The organism is Schlesneria sp. (assembly GCF_036405755.1).
GTDB classification, from domain to species: domain Bacteria; phylum Planctomycetota; class Planctomycetia; order Planctomycetales; family Planctomycetaceae; genus Schlesneria; species Schlesneria sphaerica.
The window spans coordinates 1-18,379 of the sequence record NZ_DASWWZ010000503.1 but is presented as its reverse complement, the minus strand read 5'-3'; the positions used below and the strand labels follow the sequence as shown (position 1 = coordinate 18,379).

General features: G+C 56.1%; 14 protein-coding genes. 8 read left to right on the top strand and 6 right to left on the bottom strand.

Translation table 11 applies throughout. The features are described from left to right. The 6 genes from VGE80_RS17095 to VGE80_RS17070 form a co-directional block, all read left to right on the top strand. On the top strand, positions 1 to 705 hold a 705-nt coding region (locus tag VGE80_RS17095; RefSeq protein WP_440593510.1), incomplete at its 5' end, for an aconitase family protein. Positions 706 to 886: 181 nt separating this feature from the next. After that, a complete protein-coding gene (locus VGE80_RS17090; protein ID WP_373651724.1) occupies positions 887 to 1,387 on the top strand; it encodes a hypothetical protein in 501 nt (166 codons plus the stop codon). Positions 1,388 to 1,710: 323 nt separating this feature from the next. Beyond that, on the top strand, positions 1,711 to 1,926 hold the full coding sequence (locus VGE80_RS17085) for a hypothetical protein (protein WP_373651723.1): 216 nt from the start codon (positions 1,711 to 1,713) through the stop codon (positions 1,924 to 1,926). A gap of 13 nt (positions 1,927 to 1,939) precedes the next feature. After that, positions 1,940 to 3,190: a beta-ketoacyl-[acyl-carrier-protein] synthase family protein gene (locus VGE80_RS17080; protein ID WP_440593509.1), complete on the top strand. Its 1,251-nt coding sequence runs from the start codon at positions 1,940 to 1,942 to the stop codon at positions 3,188 to 3,190. A 247-nt stretch (positions 3,191 to 3,437) separates the two neighbouring features. Further along, positions 3,438 to 4,721: a L,D-transpeptidase family protein gene (locus VGE80_RS17075; RefSeq protein ID WP_373651721.1), complete on the top strand. Its 1,284-nt coding sequence runs from the start codon at positions 3,438 to 3,440 to the stop codon at positions 4,719 to 4,721. Between the two features lie 509 nt (positions 4,722 to 5,230). Further along, positions 5,231 to 6,631 carry a DUF1501 domain-containing protein gene (locus VGE80_RS17070; protein ID WP_440593508.1) on the top strand — a complete coding sequence of 467 codons (1,401 nt, stop codon included), beginning with the start codon at positions 5,231 to 5,233 and terminating at the stop codon, positions 6,629 to 6,631. 198 nt (positions 6,632 to 6,829) lie between these two features. Here the strand turns inward: VGE80_RS17070 and VGE80_RS17065 are convergent, their stop codons facing one another. Then, positions 6,830 to 7,867 carry an isoaspartyl peptidase/L-asparaginase family protein gene (locus VGE80_RS17065; protein WP_440593507.1) on the bottom strand — a complete coding sequence of 346 codons (1,038 nt, stop codon included), beginning with the start codon at positions 7,865 to 7,867 and terminating at the stop codon, positions 6,830 to 6,832. 454 nt (positions 7,868 to 8,321) lie between these two features. Between VGE80_RS17065 and VGE80_RS17060 the strand changes: the two genes are divergently transcribed. Continuing rightward, positions 8,322 to 8,939 carry a hypothetical protein gene (locus VGE80_RS17060; RefSeq protein WP_440593506.1) on the top strand — a complete coding sequence of 206 codons (618 nt, stop codon included), beginning with the start codon at positions 8,322 to 8,324 and terminating at the stop codon, positions 8,937 to 8,939. A gap of 256 nt (positions 8,940 to 9,195) precedes the next feature. Continuing rightward, positions 9,196 to 10,710 carry an HTTM domain-containing protein gene (locus VGE80_RS17055; RefSeq protein ID WP_373651717.1) on the top strand — a complete coding sequence of 505 codons (1,515 nt, stop codon included), beginning with the start codon at positions 9,196 to 9,198 and terminating at the stop codon, positions 10,708 to 10,710. Positions 10,711 to 10,827: 117 nt separating this feature from the next. Here VGE80_RS17055 and VGE80_RS17050 read toward each other — a convergent pair whose 3' ends face one another. The 5 genes from VGE80_RS17050 to VGE80_RS17030 form a co-directional block, all read right to left on the bottom strand. Further along, the gene (locus VGE80_RS17050; protein ID WP_373651716.1) at positions 10,828 to 11,991 is read right to left on the bottom strand and encodes a glycosyltransferase family 4 protein; all 1,164 of its coding nucleotides are present in this window, start codon (positions 11,989 to 11,991) and stop codon (positions 10,828 to 10,830) included. Between the two features lie 177 nt (positions 11,992 to 12,168). Continuing rightward, a complete protein-coding gene (locus VGE80_RS17045; protein ID WP_440593505.1) occupies positions 12,169 to 14,445 on the bottom strand; it encodes a transglutaminase family protein in 2,277 nt (758 codons plus the stop codon). Positions 14,446 to 14,746: 301 nt separating this feature from the next. Next, the gene (locus VGE80_RS17040) at positions 14,747 to 16,477 is read right to left on the bottom strand and encodes a tetratricopeptide repeat protein (RefSeq protein WP_440593504.1); all 1,731 of its coding nucleotides are present in this window, start codon (positions 16,475 to 16,477) and stop codon (positions 14,747 to 14,749) included. A 77-nt stretch (positions 16,478 to 16,554) separates the two neighbouring features. Continuing rightward, positions 16,555 to 17,013 (bottom strand): hypothetical protein, encoded by a 459-nt coding sequence (locus VGE80_RS17035; protein WP_373651713.1) that lies wholly within the window; start codon positions 17,011 to 17,013, stop codon positions 16,555 to 16,557. A gap of 241 nt (positions 17,014 to 17,254) precedes the next feature. Beyond that, positions 17,255 to 18,364, bottom strand: coding sequence for a DUF1559 family PulG-like putative transporter (locus tag VGE80_RS17030; RefSeq protein WP_440593503.1), 1,110 nt, complete (start codon positions 18,362 to 18,364; stop codon positions 17,255 to 17,257). Positions 18,365 to 18,379 lie beyond the last annotated feature (15 nt).

The window sequence follows — 18,379 nt, the reverse complement described above, 5'->3', positions numbered from 1 at the left end:
ATCAACCCGGACCAGACCACCGTCGACTACATCAAGGGTCGTCCATTCGCTCCTGCCGGTGCTGATTTCGAGCGAGCTGCCGCCTGGTGGTTGAGTCTCGCGTCACCGAAAGACGCCGAATTCGATGACTACGTGACGTTCGATGGTTCGGCAATCGAACCGACCGTCACGTGGGGCATTAACCCAGCTCAGTCGGTCGGAATTAACGAGACCTTGCCCGCCGTATCGTCGTTCAATTCGGACGATCAGAAGGGGATCAAGGACGCCTATGAGTACATGGATCTGAAAGAACAGCAGCCGATCCGCGGGGTCAAGATCGACGTCGCCTTCATCGGTTCCTGCACCAACGGTCGAATTTCCGACCTGCGGGAAGCGGCAGCGATCGCCAAGGGTCGTAAAGTGGCCCCGGGGGTGAAGGCACTTGTCGTCCCCGGATCACAGGTCGTTCGCGAACAGGCAATTCAGGAAGGCCTGGACAAAATCTTCGAGAACGCAGGATTCCAGTGGCGCGAAGCAGGCTGCTCGATGTGCCTCGCCATGAACCCGGACAAGCTGCAGGGTCGGGAAGTCTGTGCCTCATCGAGTAACCGTAATTTCAAGGGTCGCCAAGGAAGTCCGACCGGGCGTACCTTGTTGATGAGCCCAGCGATGGTTGCCGCAGCCGCCATCGCGGGTTCGGTCAGTGACGTACGAGAACTTCAGTAACAGTCGGTTCGCACCAGAGATTCGGCCAGAGTTCCACTGGTCCTGATCAGTGGAACTTTGTCCCCCATTGCCCCTTCTGATGCGATGACGGACGGGAACGACAGACAGAGTATTGGATTACAGCTCGTGGTTGAAATCGTAGTTCGCAAGGGCGGACGATTTCCAAAGGAAGAGAGATCACATGACACAGCCCGGAATGGACCGCCGAGAGTTTCAGCAACTGAGTCTGGCAGCACTTTGCGGAGTGGTCGCGGGTGTGAACCTGGGCTGCAGCAATGGTGGGGGAGGAGCGGGAACTCCGGCAGCAGCCCCAGCCGCTCCCGGCGCGGCGGCAGCAGCAAACCAGATCAACCTGACTCCTGAAGCAGAAGCGTTGATCATGGACGAGCCGCACACGTGTCGCGGCTTGAACTCATGTAAGGGACTGGGCCGCGACAAGGAGAATGCCTGTGCCGGACAGGGGACCTGCGCGAGTGTGGCCGACTCCGTTTGCGGTGGCCACAACGATTGCAAAGGCCAAGGAGGCTGCGGAGAGAATCCCGGGATGAATTCCTGCAAGGGCCAGGGGGGCTGTCATATCCCGCTGATGTCATCCGCCTGGGAAACAGCGCGCACAGCCTTTGAAGCGGCGATGAAGAAAAACGGAAAAGAATTCGGTGCGGCACCGGCCGCAGCGAAGTAGTGGACCGCTCTGGAATCGGGAACGAGTGTGAGATCGTCGCCAGCAAGTCCTCGTAACGGCGATGTCTCACACTCACCAGGCGGGCCCTGCTGCGAAGCGATTTCGATCGGCGGGATACGAAACCCGGGGTGCGGAATGGGAATGTAGCGACGTGGACGACCGATTTTCCCGCCCCTTTTCGATGCGGCCGATGCAATGTCCCGCCAGGTCCTGAGGGATTGGAACTGCCGCCTGTTGCGAACGACGTGTTTTCCGTATGATACCGCTTCGTCTGAGGGCGGAACGAACGAGGACGAGTGGTGTCATCTGGCCGGAGTCTGATTGTGACGACAAGATTGCAATGCCTGCTGCTGAGCCTGTCGATCGGCTTGTGCCTCGCAGTCAATGAGTCCGCGGCCCAGGGCCCTGCGGCGCCCCCCGTGATCCCTCCTGCCAATTCCGCACAGCAGTCGCGCCCGTTTTATGTTGAAGGCGCGGTTGTTGTTGCCCTGATGGCTGCCGCGGGATACGCAGTCTGTCGATCAAGCCGCCGGGTCTAGACCACACCGTTCAATGCCAGCTCGCGACAATTGCCGAATCGTTATCACCGGGATCGGTTTGTGTACCCCGTATGGCCCTGACCGCAAATCGACGTGGCAGGGGATGCTGTCGGGAAAGAGTGTCACTCGCTGGCTCTCCCCCCCGCACTGGCCGAGCGAGCAACCTCGTCTGGCAGGAGCCCCTGTGCGGTTCCCAGAGACACGATTATTTCGTCATCAGGAACCGCTGATCGAATTGGCCCTGACGACGGCTCATGAAAGTCTGATCGACGCGGGACTCGATTCGGTCAGTCTAGACCGCTATGAAACTGGCGTTGTGTTTGGAACGAGCAAAGGAGGCCTCCACACCTACACTCAGTTGCTGGGACAACCGTATGACCCCGAAGCTGATCTCGCCCGGGCTGATCTCCCCGCAAATCCTGGTGAATGGCTGGACGTCTTTCCCAACCGCGCGGCGGTCGTCCTTCGTCAGATGATCGGTGGCTACGGTCCCGTACTGTGCCCTGTGATGGCGTGTGCAACGGGACTTGCGGCCTGCCTGCGTGGTGCGGAACTCATCCGGAACGGTGACTGTGACCTTGTGTTGGCCGGCAGCGCGGACGCCTCGCTGCAGCCCGCCCTGCTCGGCTCGTTCCGGCGACTGGGCGTTCTGTCGCGAGAACTCGACGATCCCGCGTCAGCGTGTCGCCCATATGACCATCGGAGAAGCGGATTTGTCGTGGGAGAAGGAGCCGCCTGTCTGATCCTTGAGCGACTTGATCTGGCTCTGGAACGAGGGGCCACTTACTACGCCGAATGGCGTGAGGGACAGATCCTGTCCGACGCCAACAGCCTGACACAACTTGAGACGACCGGATCGTCACTGAAACGACTCTTGTCTGATTTAAGTCGTCGGACCCGTATCCCGGACTACATCAACCTGCATGGAACCGGAACAGCGACAAACGACGTTGTGGAGTGCCGGGCGATTCGGGAAGTCTTCGGCGATGCCTCGCGGCGAATCCAGTGTTCGAGCCTGAAAGGGGGGATGGGGCATCTTTTAGGGGCGGCGGGAAGTGTCGAACTGGCAGCGACGGCACTCGCAATTCATGATCAGATGATTCCTCCGACAGTGAATCTGGAAGAGCAGGACGAGGATTGCCGACTCAACTTGACTCCGCAGAAGGCTCGAAAGTGGGACATCAATCAGGCATGGAAGGTCTCCATGGGATTCGGAGGCCACCTGGCGGGGGTCTGCCTGTCACGGCCGGAGTCTCCGCAATAATCAGGCAAGGACGATCGGTGCCAGATCGATTCGACGGAATGTTCGGCTCTTCCAGAGCTGAAATTCGTGTAGATGCAATTTCCAACCTGTGCTAAAAGCCCTTTTCGGCGGGCACACCAACTGAAACCACGTTCATTCAGTTTCCTCAGTACGAACTCGGAACCCTCAAGGCTCGTTCAATTCAGTACGGCTGGACGGTGTCTGCGGGGTTGCTGATGCCGGCTCATTTCGTCACGGAAGACGCTCTATGTTCCGCAATCACTTGCCATTTCTGACGTGCCTTGTGTTTAGCGTTGGTCTTGCGATTGGTTTTTCCTGGAGCCGAGGATACATCCCCCTCGCCATCGCACCTGCGAAGACTGGCACACTGGGGATTGAAGTTGCGCAGCGGGAACCACTGCCGCTCCCGAATCGTTCTCCCTCGAGTAAACGCCGCGCCGCACAAGAGAAAGTCGAATCCGTCGACGAAAGTGAAGACGAATCGATCGTCTTCGAACAACAGTCAGAACCTGATCTGGATTCCACCATCGCTGTGACCAGACAGACGGAGGAAAAGGATTACTCACAGGTGATCCCCGTCGCGCGTCAGGAAGAGCCCGAGCAGGTCGCGTCACGTGAACCTGCCGCCTTGACTCTACCTGACACGGATCAAGGGGAGCCCTTGGTTGAGAACTCAAAACCGATCCGGCTGCTGAAGAAGGGGACAGGCCAGCCGGTCCCGGAGTCGAGTCCGAAGCCACGCAAGGGGGCGCAGCCGCGGCGTGTGGTGAGCGCTGCGGCTCATCAAACCCCCGCAGATCCCCCGAGTGAGTCTGACAGTACGACCGAGGATGCCCAGGGGGGAGTGTCAGAACAGTTAGCAGCGGCGGAAGAAAAGCTTGCCGCGGGAGAAGTCCTGGCAGCTCATCGCATACTGTCAAAACTGTACTGGAACCACCAGGAGCTCCGTCCACAACTTCAGGAAAAGATTGACGCTGCTGCGAAGTCCATCTTTTTCGACAGCCAGCCGCACTTCATCGAACCCTATGTGATTCAATCGGGTGACCGGCTGGAGGTGATCGCAAAGAAGTATCAACTGTCGTGGGAATACCTCGCAAAGCTCAATCGAACTGAACCGAGACGCATTCAGATTGGCCAAAAGCTCAAAGTGCTGAAGGGGCCCTTCGCCGCCGTCGTCGAACTGAACCGCTTTGAGTTGATCGTGCATTTGCAGGGGTACTATGTAAAGCGCTACATGGTCTGCACGGGTAAAGACAATTCCTCGCCCGTGGGCAAGTTCACCGTTCTGAACAAGGTGGTGAATCCTCCGTACACCGGCCCGGATGGAAAAGTGATTGCTGCTGACGATCCCTCTAATCCGCTGGGCGAACGCTGGATCGACCTCGGTGACAGCTATGGGATCCACGGGACGATCGATCCCGGATCGATCGGAAAGGCCGAGTCACGTGGTTGTATTCGACTTGGGGACGAAGACGTGATCGAAGTCTATAACTTCCTCGTCAAAGGTTCGGAAGTCGTGATTCGAAAGTAGCCGCACGACAAAGGTGAAAACGGTTCGGCCCGCGCCGCCGATCGGCTCCGCAATCACCATCGGCAGACCTTCTTGGACTGAAAACGGGCGAGCCCCCCAGACGACTGATGCGCGTGAGTTGCAACTGCGGTCCCGCTGGCCGAGAAGAACAGGTGAACAACCGCTGACACGGCAGTTGACATGCGAGAATATGACTCTGCTCGCCCCACCTGAATGTTGATTTCATCGCTGCGGCCTTGGACTGTTTGGTGTTGTTTTCAGCCTCAGAACTGGCCACACTACAGATCAGCAAATGTTGATTTGCATTGCGAAGTGACAGGTCGCTTCTGGCGAACACGCCATAAGTGCCTCCCTAAAATGAACCCCTGAATAATTCGGTGCGAAACGGTCTGACCGGGCTTTCTGTGAAAGGAGAGTTCCCGGCGAGGATCTCATTCACGCTTCCGGAATGAGGAACCGACTCAGGTCGCCCGCGCTGGTCATTCAGCCTTCAAAAACAGGACGCGCAGATGTCGAAGTGTCAGCAGATCCATCGCCGTGACTGCCTGAAAGCAGGCGGCCTCAGCTTACTTGGGCTGGACCTGCCGAGCTGGTTTCAGCTGAGACAGGCGATGGCAGACGAGCGGGCCATCGGCAATCGTCCACGGGCCAAGGCCTGCATCTTCCTGTTCATGTGGGGGGGCCCTGCCCATCAGGACACATGGGACATGAAACCCACTGCCCCAGTCGAATACCGTGGCGAGTTTCGGCCGATTGACACGAATGTCCCGGGCCTGCAAATCTGCGAGCATCTTCCGCTGCTGGCCCAGCGGGCGGACAAGCTCGCCGTTATCCGGTCGATGACCCATGACGACGTCGATCATACTTCCGCGACTCACTATCCTCTCACCGGACGAAGAACGCCTCGACGCGGCGCCGGGTTAGGCGAAGATTGGCCGAGTATTGGGTCTGTCGTATCAAAACTGGGTCGTGGTACGGGCCCTCTTCCCTCGTTTATTTCCATGATGCCCGTCGTCCCGAATGGTGCACCGCGATTCGTTGAATCATCGCATGGGCAGGGGGCTGGCTGGCTCGGTCCGACCTTCGATCCGATGCGGATCGATGCGGACGGGAGCAAACCCGACTACAAAGTCGGCGACTTCGAACTGTTGGCCGACGTACCGAGCACTCGCTCATCACTGCGCCGCGAATTGCTGGGCGTAATGGACGAACGAGACGGCCAGATCGAAAGCAACGAGCTCGTCCAGGCGACTCGCAGCCACTACGAACGGGCATTCACCCTGCTTTCGTCCAAGGGAGCCGTCGAGGCCTTCGATCTGTCACAAGAACCGGCCTCCGTTCGAGAACGATATGGAATGAACGTGCATGGTCAATCGGTCCTTCAGGCACGGAGACTCGTCGAAGCAGGCGTCCCCTTCGTCACCGTGTTCTGGCCCAACGACGGACTGACCAATGTCAGCGTTTACTGGGACACTCACAACAGAAACTTTATTGACCTGAGAACGAGACTTTGCCCCGTGACAGACCAGGCCTTCAGCGCCCTGCTCGACGACCTGCAGGAGCGGGGCATGCTGGACGAAACACTGATTGTCTGGACGGGAGAAATGGGGCGGACCCCTCGGATCGGTCAGGGAGTCGTCGGAGGAGCGGGAGCCGGAGCGGACGGACGCGACCACTGGGCAAGTTGCTTTACGTCCGTCCTCGCTGGAGGAGGGATCCGGGGAGGGACCGTGTATGGTTCGAGCGACCGGTTTGCCGCGTATCCTGCCTCCAACCCAACGGCACCACAGGACCTGGTGGCGACCATTTATCACAGCCTGGGAATCGATCCTCATCTTCAACTTCGAGACAGCCTGGGCCGGCCGCTCACGATTTGCGATGGATCGCCGATCGCCCCGATTCTGGCGTGATCGCCTGGAGCGATGCCCTGCTCTTGCGGTCAATTTTCTGGACGTGCGGAGAACAATACGTCGGAGGGCAGGATCGGCCCCCGGACCCGATAAGAGGTCGGCACATGACGGTGTCTGGACGTGCGAAAGCGGTGGTGGCGATCTTGCCACGCACCGCTTTGCGAATAGTATTACGCTCGTGGACGAAGGGATAGAAAATCATTCGTCGTAGACGCGGACCTGGAACTTACCGTCTGCAGTGATCCAGCCGCGGTAGAGTCCTTCGCTGTTTCGAGCCGTCGTAAACTTTCCATCTTTATCGAGAACGATGGCGGCCCCTTCGGCATTGATGTCTTTCAACTGCCGGTTGATGACGTCTTCGACCGCCTCTTTTGCCGAGACTTTCTTGTACTTGATCTGAGCCACAATTTCGTGGGAGACGGAATAACGGATGAAAAACTCGCCATGTCCCGTGCAGGAAATCGCTGCCGTTTCGTTGTCCGCGTAGGTACCGGCACCAATGATCGGGGAATCGCCGATTCGACCGAACATTTTGTTCGTCATTCCCCCTGTGGAAGTGCCGGCAGCCAGATTCCCGTCCTTGTCGAGTGCCACAGCCCCCACGGTACCGTAATGGGGCTTAGCGATCGGGATCTCCAGGACGTCCGAGGCATCGCCTGATTGCTTCTTCGCTTCGGCTTCTTTCTTCCAGACGTCCTGAATGGCTTTCCATTGGAACTCGGTCCAGAAATAGGCGGGGTCGACGATTTCGAGTCCCTGCCGGGTGGCAAAAACTTCTGCACCTCGGCCAATGAGCATGACGTGCTTCGACTTTTCCATGACCGCCCGGGCAGCCGAGATGGGATTCTTGACGATGGTGACACTGGCGACCGCCCCCGCTTTTTTCGTCTTGCCATCCATAATCGACGAATCGAGTTCGTTTCGTCCCTCATGGGTGAAGACGGCTCCCTTTCCGGCATTCAGCACCGGATCGTCTTCCATGACTCGGATGGCGGCTTCGACGGCGTCCAGTCCTGATCCACCTGCATCCAGCTTGGCTTTCCCTGCTTTCAAGGCGGCATGCAGTGCGGCACGCACCTTTTCCTCGAGTTCAGGCGTCATGTCCTTTTTGTCTTCGCCAATCCCGCCGTGAATCCCCAGCACGACGTTGGGAGTGACTTCATCGACCGCGGAAGCACCGTTCGTTGCCGCGAGCATTCCCATACCCATTCCCAAAGCGAGAAACCATCGAATCATCTCGGCACCTTGCGCGAAAAGTCACTTTCGGAGAGGCGTTCCATTACGCCAACCGCAATGAGCGACACGAGTATACCAACGGCACACCAAAACCGCATTTCCTCATCGAATGGCGCTGCCCGGGCGTTTCCGACCCCCAAAGCAATTCTCGCGAACCCGGCAGACGAACTCTCACCAGAGTACAAACCGGCAACAAAGGCCTCAGAGCCGACCAGCCGCGTTGCCGCTTGCTCAATCCTCGTCCTCGGCAGAAGGGGATTACGATGAGATTGACCACGCAGGTTTCCAGAAACGAAGAATCAGGCTTTCTGGAGCTTGAGCGAATCACCTTGATCTTGACCAAATTGGACCAATAGGTAAGCTTCCGCCGCATTCGACCGGCAGGACTCGCAGGTTGCGACGATTCGCCGCCGCTTCTGGCGCACATTTGTCGCTGTTCCAAGGAGGGAACATCATGAAAGGTTGGCTTTCCAACGCCGTCATTGGGGTCTACCTCACGGCGATTTTTGCAGGACTCGCCGCGCAAACGATGAACTTCGCGTCGACTGCGCACCCTGTCATGTACTACTTTGTGTGGGACATGTTCTGTGGTTGGTCGTCGCATGAAATTCGCTATCACGTAGTCGGTGAGGGTGAAAGCGGCACCTTATATGAACTGGCTCCAGGTCCGTGGAAGCAGTTCATGCCGTATGGGGACTTGCCCCGAACGCACTACGATGTGCTGGGAAATTCCCATCGCAAAATGGCTCTCAACGCACTTGCACGCACCGAACACGAGCCAATTCACCGAATTGTCGTAATCGAAGAGGTCTGGGCGAAGAAGTACAACATGTCCGACTACTCGTGGTACAAGCGCTATGACGAACCTCGAGAACCATTCAGCTACTTCTGGCAGCGGTCCGAGATGAACGAATTTGGCGACGTGATCAGCAACGTCCCTGATTATCTTTCCTACCTGCGGACCAGCACCGTTGCGGACAATCCCAGGTTGATCCGGGATCTGCATCAGGGCCGCGATCATTATGTGCTCACACCACATCAGCGATTGTCTTCCGAAGCAGAAGACTACTAATCACGTTGTCAGGCTACAACAGAAATTCATTCCGTATCGTCCCGACGCGAAATCCGTTGAACAGTCCAGTTTTTCATGATGCTTCGAGGATTGGGGGCGTCCCTGACTCAAGTACTCGCAACCGCCGAATTCGTCGGGACAGGCAAGATCAGTCGTCAGTGTGGGTAAGAGCACCACGCTGCCTGCGTTGACAGTTGACCAAGCTGAACGAAGCACGAGCGGTCAAGCAGGGGCATTTATAGAAGAGGTCGTACAAATGATGAGTACCGAGAAAGCCGCTGATCGGATTCGAAATTTTTTCTATGCAGAGGAAGTCCCTTTCGGACTGGCACTGTGTCGAATTTGTCTCCCGCTGGTACTGATGGGCATGGTTCTGCCGCGATGGTCTGTCTGTCGCGAGCTTTATTCCGCCGATGGAGCGACCGCTCAGGTTTCCGTCGGATTCGGCTATATCGACATGCTGCCGGAATTCTCGGGCACCGTCGTCGCGGCACTGTACGCGATGCTGATTTTCTCGCTGGTGACACTCAGCATCGGCTGGTGCTCAAGAGCGTCCGCCGTAGTCTCCTGCGTTCTGATGACCTACTTCAGCATGCTGGACTGCGTCAGTACGATGACGAAGTACACCGCGATGGTCACGCATATGCTGCTGATCCTTTCGCTTTCTCAGGCCGGTTCGATCTGGTCCGTCGATGCCTGGATGGCTCGCCGACGCCGGAATCTGGATCCTACAAAACCCAGGTTCGCGTACCCTAAGTCTGCCGCATGGCCACGCCGCCTGATGCAGTTCCACATTGCAGTCGTCTACTTTGGTGCGGGCGTTACCAAACTTCACACCCCGGCGTTCTTCACGGGAGATCAGTTGCAGTACTGGATGTTGACTCATCTCAACTACCAGCATCGGCTGGGGGAAATTCTTGCCGGCTATCCGGTGATGCTCGTCGCGTTTGGTTATGTCACGGTCGTCTTCGAACTGATGTTCATTTTCTGTTCGTGGAAAAGCTACTGGCGGCATATCGTGCTGCCCATTGGGGTGCTGTTCCACTTTATGACGACCCTGACCCTGGGCCTGCTGATGTTCCCGATGGTATGCTACTGTACCTACATGGCCTTCATCGATGAAGACGATGTCCAGCAATCAAGTGCCTGGCTGCGACGAAAGATCCGTCACTCAAGCTGGCTGAAGGTTGCCCAGCAGAAGCTCATCGAAATTCGGTCTGCGATGGGAAGTCGCCCGGAATGGAAATCTTCTGCACGTATCGTCTTCGCAACCGCATTCCCGTTGGTCGCATTGGCCGGAATTCAGATCGAACACCAGTTCGATCCCTATGGAGAACGTCGTCCGGAAGGGCGTTATCAGTTAACCGCGATCGAGCCTGAACGAGCTCGCCAGCTTCTGGCCCCGGTGACACCACAGCGTGATTTTGACAAGTTCTTCGCTGTCGACATGGGCACGTTCCTTGTCAGCGACATCGTTGCCAATCGACGAACGTCATTCCGACAGGGCGAAAACATGATCGCCCAATGCAGTCTGATCCCGCCCCACGAAGACCTGGTCATCGATTGCAAGATTCGTGATGATGAAAACCGGATCGTCGACAAAAAGCGAGAAATCGCCACACGGGAAATGTTCCGGGTCAATATGTACTTCTCGATTCCCAATGAACTTCGGCCGGGGGATTACACCTTGAACATCGAGACGGCAGGTCGCCCGGTGATCAAGAAGAAATTCCAGGTCCTTCCAAAATACGGAACGGTCGCCTCACGGTAAAACAACGAACGACTCTGAATTCTCAGTTCATATAAACATGGCCGACCGGCGCTGCGGGTCGGCCATGTTCCTGTTTCAGTCGCGGATTAAGTTAATGACGACGTGATCGCAAACGGACTACGGACGGCGGTTCGCCAGCACAGTGGCGTAGACCTCGCGAATTTCCCGGGTCATTGTCTGATGCCGGAAGCGGTCCGTGAACATGGCTCGCCCGGTTTCACCAAGTCGTCTCCGCAGCAGGGGATCATCGACAAGCTGGCATATAGCGGACGCCAACCCGGGGACCGATCGCGGCTCGACGAGAAAACCTGTCTGATTGGTCGCGATGACTTCTTTTGCGCCGTCAATATCGAAGCTCACCACCGGCTTGCCAGCAATCAGTCCCTGAGGAAGGACCCTCGCGAGCCCCTCCCAAACACTTGCGTGAACGACAATGTCCATCGCGTGAATCAGTTCCGGTACCCGTTCGGGAGGGACAAGCCCTGCGAAGACGAAGTGGTCTCGCAGTCCCCTCGCTTCAAGCTCCCGCTCAAACTCTGGCCTGAGGATACCGTCTCCAACGAACAGGAAACGGACCGCGGGGCAGTGATCAACGACTGCCTGTGCCGCCTTGAGAACGTACTCGTGCCCCTTCAGCGGAAAGAGGCGAGCCACCTTTCCAATCACAATGTGGTCTGAGTTCAGCCCCAGTTCCGCACGAACGATTTCAGGAGAACGTGGAGGATTCAGAAAGGGATCCACGTCAAACCCACTGTAGACGGTCACGAACCGCTCGCGCGGAGCAATCCCTGCGGCAACGTATTGATCCGTCATGGCATCACAGACGGAAATGAATCGATCGGTCGCTCGGGCCGCCCATCGCTCTAACTGCTGATAGGCCTGAAAGGCAAGTCGATTCTGCCCGAAATGAAATGACGCTCCATGAATCGTATGAACACAGGGAAGCTTCAGACGGGCCGCCACCAATCGACCGATAATGCCCGCCTTGGAAGAGTGCGTGTGAATCAGGTCCGGCTTGATGGAACGAAGGAGTCGCAGCAGTTCTCGATATGTTTGCCAATCGTTCCAGGGATGAATTGCCCGTTGCGATGCGGAAATCAGCCGCAAGTCGATCCCACCATTCCGAGCGCGAGGTTCCAGCGAACCTTCGGGTCCGATTCCGGGCCCTGTAATGAGCGTGACTCGATCACCATGCAGATGATGCTGGTCTTCCACGGTGAGAAGCGTATTTTCCTGTGCACCGCCGACAATCAGACGGGTAATGTAGTGGACGATGTGCATCAGGAGCTTACTGTCTTCAAAATTGTCAGGCGGCAGTTGAAGCCAGAGGAGCTGCGGGGACTGCCTGTGTTTCGTGTTTGTCGGGGATGGAAGGCAAATGGTATCACCAGAGGAAGCCTGTCTCACGCCCTAGGCCGCCTTCATCGCACGGTCTTATCCCGATACGGACCGCGTGAACTACTTCTGCGACTCGCTTTCGATGGCCTGCGACAGCCGTTCGACCTCGGTTCGACTGACATTGGAATCGTTAGTCATCAACCATTCCACTTCCGCACGTGCGTCATGCCACCGGCGAGCCTGGAAGCTGAGCACGCCGCGATAGAAATGGTCCTGCCCCGAGTTTGGCGACAGGACGAGGATGGCGTCCGTATAACGAATCATCCGATCAATCTCCTGCTCGTCAGCAGCATTACTGAAGAGATTGCGAAGGATGCGTTCCAGAATGGCTTTCGGAGTCGTTGTGTCCAGGTACGAGTCACGCCAGGGAACATCACTGAGTGCCTCGAACTTGTTTTGAGCTTCGGCGGGGGTTAGTAGAAGTCCTCTTTCGAATACATCCACCAACTGAGAGGAACCTTCTCGCGGTTCATGACGTACTAGAAAATGACGGGGCATTCCGACACCGACGACATTCAGCCCCACCCGTTTCGCGATTTCGATATAGAGAACCGAAAGAGTGATGGGAAGCCCCTCCCGGTCGTCAAGAACCTCGTTTACGTAGCTGTTCGAACGATTGTCGTAGTCTGTCCGGCTTCCGTGAAATCCCTGTTCTTCAAAGAGGTATCGATTGAGAGCCGCCAACCGCTGATCTTCGGAAGCGTCCGCTTGCAGCCCTTCTTTGATTTGCCGGGCATGACGCTCGACATCCGCGACGTAATTTTCGATCTCCAGTTCCGGGTTGTCGAGTTTTGCAATCAGCAGCGCCCCCCGCAGCAGATCGACTGGCTCTGCCGCTGTCGCCGCATGAAAATCGGCGAGCGTCCGCGTCAGGTGGATGTCGCTCGCGAGACGCTTGAGCTGTGAGACGCGTGACTCGAGAGCTTTGACCTGTTCATCTAAGATATCGATCACACTCGAGTCTTCCCGTGCAAGTTCCCTGACGACCCTAGCCTTCGATTCATCGTCTGCGGGCAGTGCATCCAGCGTCGAGGTGACCCGGGTCAGTAACTCTGTGGAGATGCGGGGTTCGCTGAGCGATTCACCGACGCGAAATCCTTTAAACTGGGCTTCGGTCTGGCGGAATTTGCATAAACCAACTCGTCCACTTTTGTAAGCAGAATCGGTCGTTTCAAAGATCAGTTCCCCGTTGATGTAACAGAGGGTTCTTTCGGCTTCCACGCGAACTTTCAGCGAGTTCCAGCCCTCTTTTTTGAAGTGGGGTGAGCGAGTTTCTCTGAGAACGGCCCAGGAAAAAACATCGGGCCCATCAAAGCGACTCAAACGGAGACCGCCGTTGCTGGGATAAAATCCGTAGTGTCGGTCGGAACCATCCGCATTGAAGACGAGACCTGCTGCGCCATCGTCTGGCGAGAACTTCACTTGCACTGCAACTTCATAGGGAACGGGCGGCGTTGGTTCAGTCGCCAGACACAGTGCGCGTCCTCCAAACCCTCCCCCCATTCCATCGACGACAATCTGGCCCGCGCGCTGTCGCCAACGGCCTCCGGGTAGTACGGTCCATTCCGCAGGGTCCATTGCCCCAATGGTCAGCCAACGAGACATCGGAACCGGGTTCGGCTTTTCAAGCAGCGGTTTCAAAGCATTGACCGCAATAGCGAATCCGAGATTTTCGGACTTCAACGACTTCATCGTTAGAAGCCCATGCACATGCCCCTGAAGGTCGAGTAGAGGTCCCCCACTATTTCCCCGTTCAATCGGCAGAGCAATCTGCAGCATTGACCGACCATCAATCTCGCGGCGTCCGGAAAGGACTCCACTGACAACGCTCCGTTCCAGTCCCAGTGGATTACCGATGGCGACGACGGGTTGCCCTTCCTGCAATTCATCAGAATTGCCCAACGGGAGCGCCGGCAGGTCGGTAGCGTCAATCTTCAAGAGTGCCAAATCGTGGAACCGCTCGGTTGCATGAACGGCCGCAACATCGAACTTCCGACCGTCGAGCAACTCAACCCGGATTGGCCGTGCTTCCCCAATTACATGCAGATTCGTCGCGATCAGGCCATCTTCGGAGACAATGAAACCCGTTCCAAGTCCCTGCCTCTGTCCGTCACGGCCGGTAAATGTCACCACGACGACCGATTTCTTCACCGTCGCAGCCAACTCTTGAACCGATTTTTCCACCGGTGCTTTTGCGGGGACGTCGAGGTCGTTGGGGGCCGGAGTGACCAATGTCGCCGCATCGGAAGCCCAGAGGGACATGGGGGCGAGAACCAGACTGAACAGCACAAAATATCGAGCCATTTTCTGCATCGCCGTTCGAGTTCCAAAAATCATGCGAAGTCCCTCAGGTTAGAATCTCGAACCAGATCGCAGCGCGTACTCAATTTTACGTCTGTCGAACTTCGTTGTTCAACTGAAAGAATCAGACTGGTTAATCACCCAACAGCGAGATTCGCTGCTCGAAACTTCTTCCTTCGGCCGGACTGGGCCGCCCGTCGCCATTCTTCTGCTGATGTGCCGAGCTGAATTACGAGGCATCAGCGAACCGAGAAGGAGGTACTTTTGGAGCGTGGCCTATGACCGAACGTGAGGACGCAAGGGTGGCCGAAGTTTGAGACTTAAGTTCAAGGTCACTTCAGCGATTCTGGTTGGCTGACCGAATTCCATCGACAACTTTTTGCAGCGAGGGATCATTGCGTACCGCTTCAGCAAAATGATGTTGAGCTGATTCCTGATCGCCGCGGTAAACGGAAAGTTCTCCCAGCTTGATATGGGCAGCTCCACGATCCCGCGTGTTCCTTGCGCAAGCGAGGGCTGCTTCCAGGTACTGCGAGGCTTTGTCGACTTCGCCTCGATAGAGATGAATTCCCCCGAGTAGAAGATTGCATTCACTGTGACCGGGGTGGCGGGAGAGTATCTTTTCTAATCGAGCGAGGGCCTCGTCATTGCGGCCAAAGTTGGCGAGGAGGACGGCCGCCTTCAATTGGGATTTAATGTCATCCGGAATGATGTCCGCAATCGCCTGTGTCTGCTGGAAGTGAGAGGACAGCCAAATCCTCTCTTGTTCCCCTTTCGGTAGAACGGATTTCCCCATCAATGAGTGTCCGTAGACTCGTTCGAGGTCGTTCTTCTGCGCTGTTGTCAGCTCAGGGTCACTGATATCCGTTGCGAACACGATGACCAGGCCGATGATCACCGGACTCCATTTCAGCAGATGCCAGAAGCCGCTACTGGCGAGCGACCGCTGCGGTGCGGACGCCCCATTGCTGCTCAGTCCCAGGCCAGATCGATTTGTCGTATCTCGGACTTTCCAGATGAAACCGTCGTAGTAGTAGTGAAGGATCGTCGAGGTGAACAGCAACCCGTAAAAGACTCGACTCAGCGTACCGTCTAGAACCAGGCTCCCTGCAAACGCGATGGCGCCATAGGCTGTAATCAGGCTGAGATAAAGCAGCACCATGCCACGTCGAAAGAGAAACGTCATGAACCGTCCCAGGTTGACGTTTGAGCTCACTCGACGACAGTTAAACATCCAGACGATAGCAAGGTATTGTAAATCATGACAGATGTCGAAAAGGGCTGCCCCGATCAACATGTTCTCGACCGACAGCATGATAAAGCACCACAATCCGATCCCACTCGCCAACATCAGCGGCTTGACGAGACTGACCTGCTTCCCACGGACGATCTGAGCAATGTAGTTGGCCGAAAACCCGGTTAACGCGATTGCTGATACGAAGAGACTTGCCCAGCGGAGAGCCTGAAAGACGGGAAGAGAGAGCCAGGGTCCGCCCGCGGAATACCAATGACCGAGCGTCGTCCCGACGTGTTCGTCACGAAACAGTTGCGGAGTGATGAATCCGCACAGGCAGACGAGCCAGTCCCAATAGGCGGTCGCCGTTGAATTCGAGCCGACTTTGGCATCATAAATACGGACAAAGCCGTAAACCTGCATCAGCCCATGCCAGGTCGCCCAGACAAGAATGATCAGTCGGTAAAGATTGTAGTGATAGGTGTAGAGGGGAAAGTAGGCAAGAAAAACCAGCGGCGGCGCGATGAGAAAGCGCCAGCGGAATCGATGGAAGAGATCCCGGTCGCCGTAAGCGCGGATCAGACCTGGTAGATGGTGCCCAGTCGCAAAAAATGCGGTGACGATGAGCGACAGAGTTTCTGCCGACATCAGTTCCGACGAGGAGCTGAGTATCAGCACTGCCGGCCACGCCACCAGAGGAGTCAGCAGGATGAAGAGGGCATCGATCCACGGATTGAAAATCCATTGCCCGCCGGGCTTGGAATGATTGGATCCAACCCCCTCTCTCCGAAACCCTGGAGGAGCTTCTGCAGGTTGAACCGGTGCAACCGCCATGACGTCACTTTTTGAAATTGAACCGATCGAGTCACACAAACGGATGGAGCCCTTCCACCATATCCGAACGTGAGCGACTATTTCAATTTCAATTCGTACGTCAACTCCGTCTGTGGGTTGTCTTCTTCGACGATCAGTTTGAAGTCATTTTTCACCGGATTCTTGTACTTGCCGTTGAACAAATCGACCCCGGTGCCGTTCTTTTTCATTTTTGGTACATACTCGAACCCAAGTTTATATTCACCCGGCTTCAGTCCATCGCACGAGAGATACGACGTAAAACAGAACTGCCCCTCATCGTCAGTTCGGCAGTTTTTCAGGACGATTGTCGGCGTCTTATCGTAAAGATAGACATTTACACCTCCTTGGGGTTCGCCGTCGATGGTGACGATCCCGCTTGCTGGTACCACTTTCTCCAGAGATCCGCCGGCCATTTTCTCCAGACGCGACTCGGACATATCCGCTTTGCCATTCCCGCAGCCTGACATCAGGGAAGTCAAAGCACAAACCAGAAAGAGATTTCTAATTGCCGTCATTTCCCTGCCAGGTCCTTTTTCTCGAAGCAACTTATTCCGTCTGTGGTAAGATCCCTCCTGCTTCGTCAACGCAGAAGGGACACTGTGATTTACTCTGTCGATATCAACTGAGGAACAAGGGGCCAGTTTCCACCTTCGTTCGTTTTCCGTTACCCTGCAAGGACCCGAACCGAAAACTGAAATGACGAAGGCAGACTCTGCCCCCCTTCGGATGAATCATTCGTCGAGATGTGAAGTCTTTTTAGAATTCACCCACTGCGGCACCGTCAGCCATGATATAAACTCGATTCATGGTCAGCCGATCAACGTTTTGACTGATGAATCGGACGGCTCCATCGGCCATGACAAACTGTGCACCGCCCACGTGGAAGCTATAGAAGTTCCATTTGTTATTGCAGTTGATGGTGCAATCGCCGTCGGCCTTCGCACCACGGATACTTCCCGGAGCGATCGCACTCATGAAGTGACCCGATGAGTGCTGCCAGTCGTTCCAGGCATCACCCATTAACCCGACGTCCTCATCGGTGAGATTTCCAACAACTTTGCCCATGGCGTATTCTTTGGAATCCGGTCGGGAAGACTCACCGCAGATCAAAGTGTTGGAAGTTCCGTCCGTGATCTGAGAGATTCTCACCCCGCAGCTGTAAGGCCCACCGTCTCCAGTCTCACAATCGAGGATGGCCCCGGTATAGAAGTTACCTGCCGCACCAAGGTTTTGATTCATCGTCCAGGCAGGAGCCATACCGACATAGTCCAGGGCTCCTCCTGCATGGTACATCGGTGGACCGAACTCGTCCGTCAGCCAATCATCAAGATAAGCTGGCCGAAGATTTCCTGATCGCGGAGTCGAGGGACAAATGAAGGAGGGAATCACCGAACCGGCAATGGCAGCAAAATTCTGGGTACCGCTGTAAGTTCCCCCTTTGCCATAGTTGGGTGGAGCACCGCCCGTGGCTGAGCCGAATCCCATCGCCACATTAAAATTAATCGTGTTATAAAGATTTGTTTGATCAATGTAAGGCAGAATCAGTTCCGGCCAGGCGTGAACATTGAAGTCCGCTCTGCCGGCAGGCTGGTTGTCGACTCCCTGACCAATACTCGGACCACTCTGTTCGCTCACGACATACAGCGCACCGGGAAAGTTGCCAAAAGTCCCTTCATAGTTGTGGAAAGCTAATCCCAATTGCTTCAGATTGTTCCTGCATTGCGTCCTGCGAGCCGCCTCGCGCGCCTGCTGCACTGCGGGCAGCAGAAGAGCAATCAACACGGCAATGATCGCAATAACAACGAGCAATTCAATCAGTGTGAATCCTCGCTGCCGACTCGGCGTTCTTCCATTTGTCAAAGACATTCAACAATGCTCCTG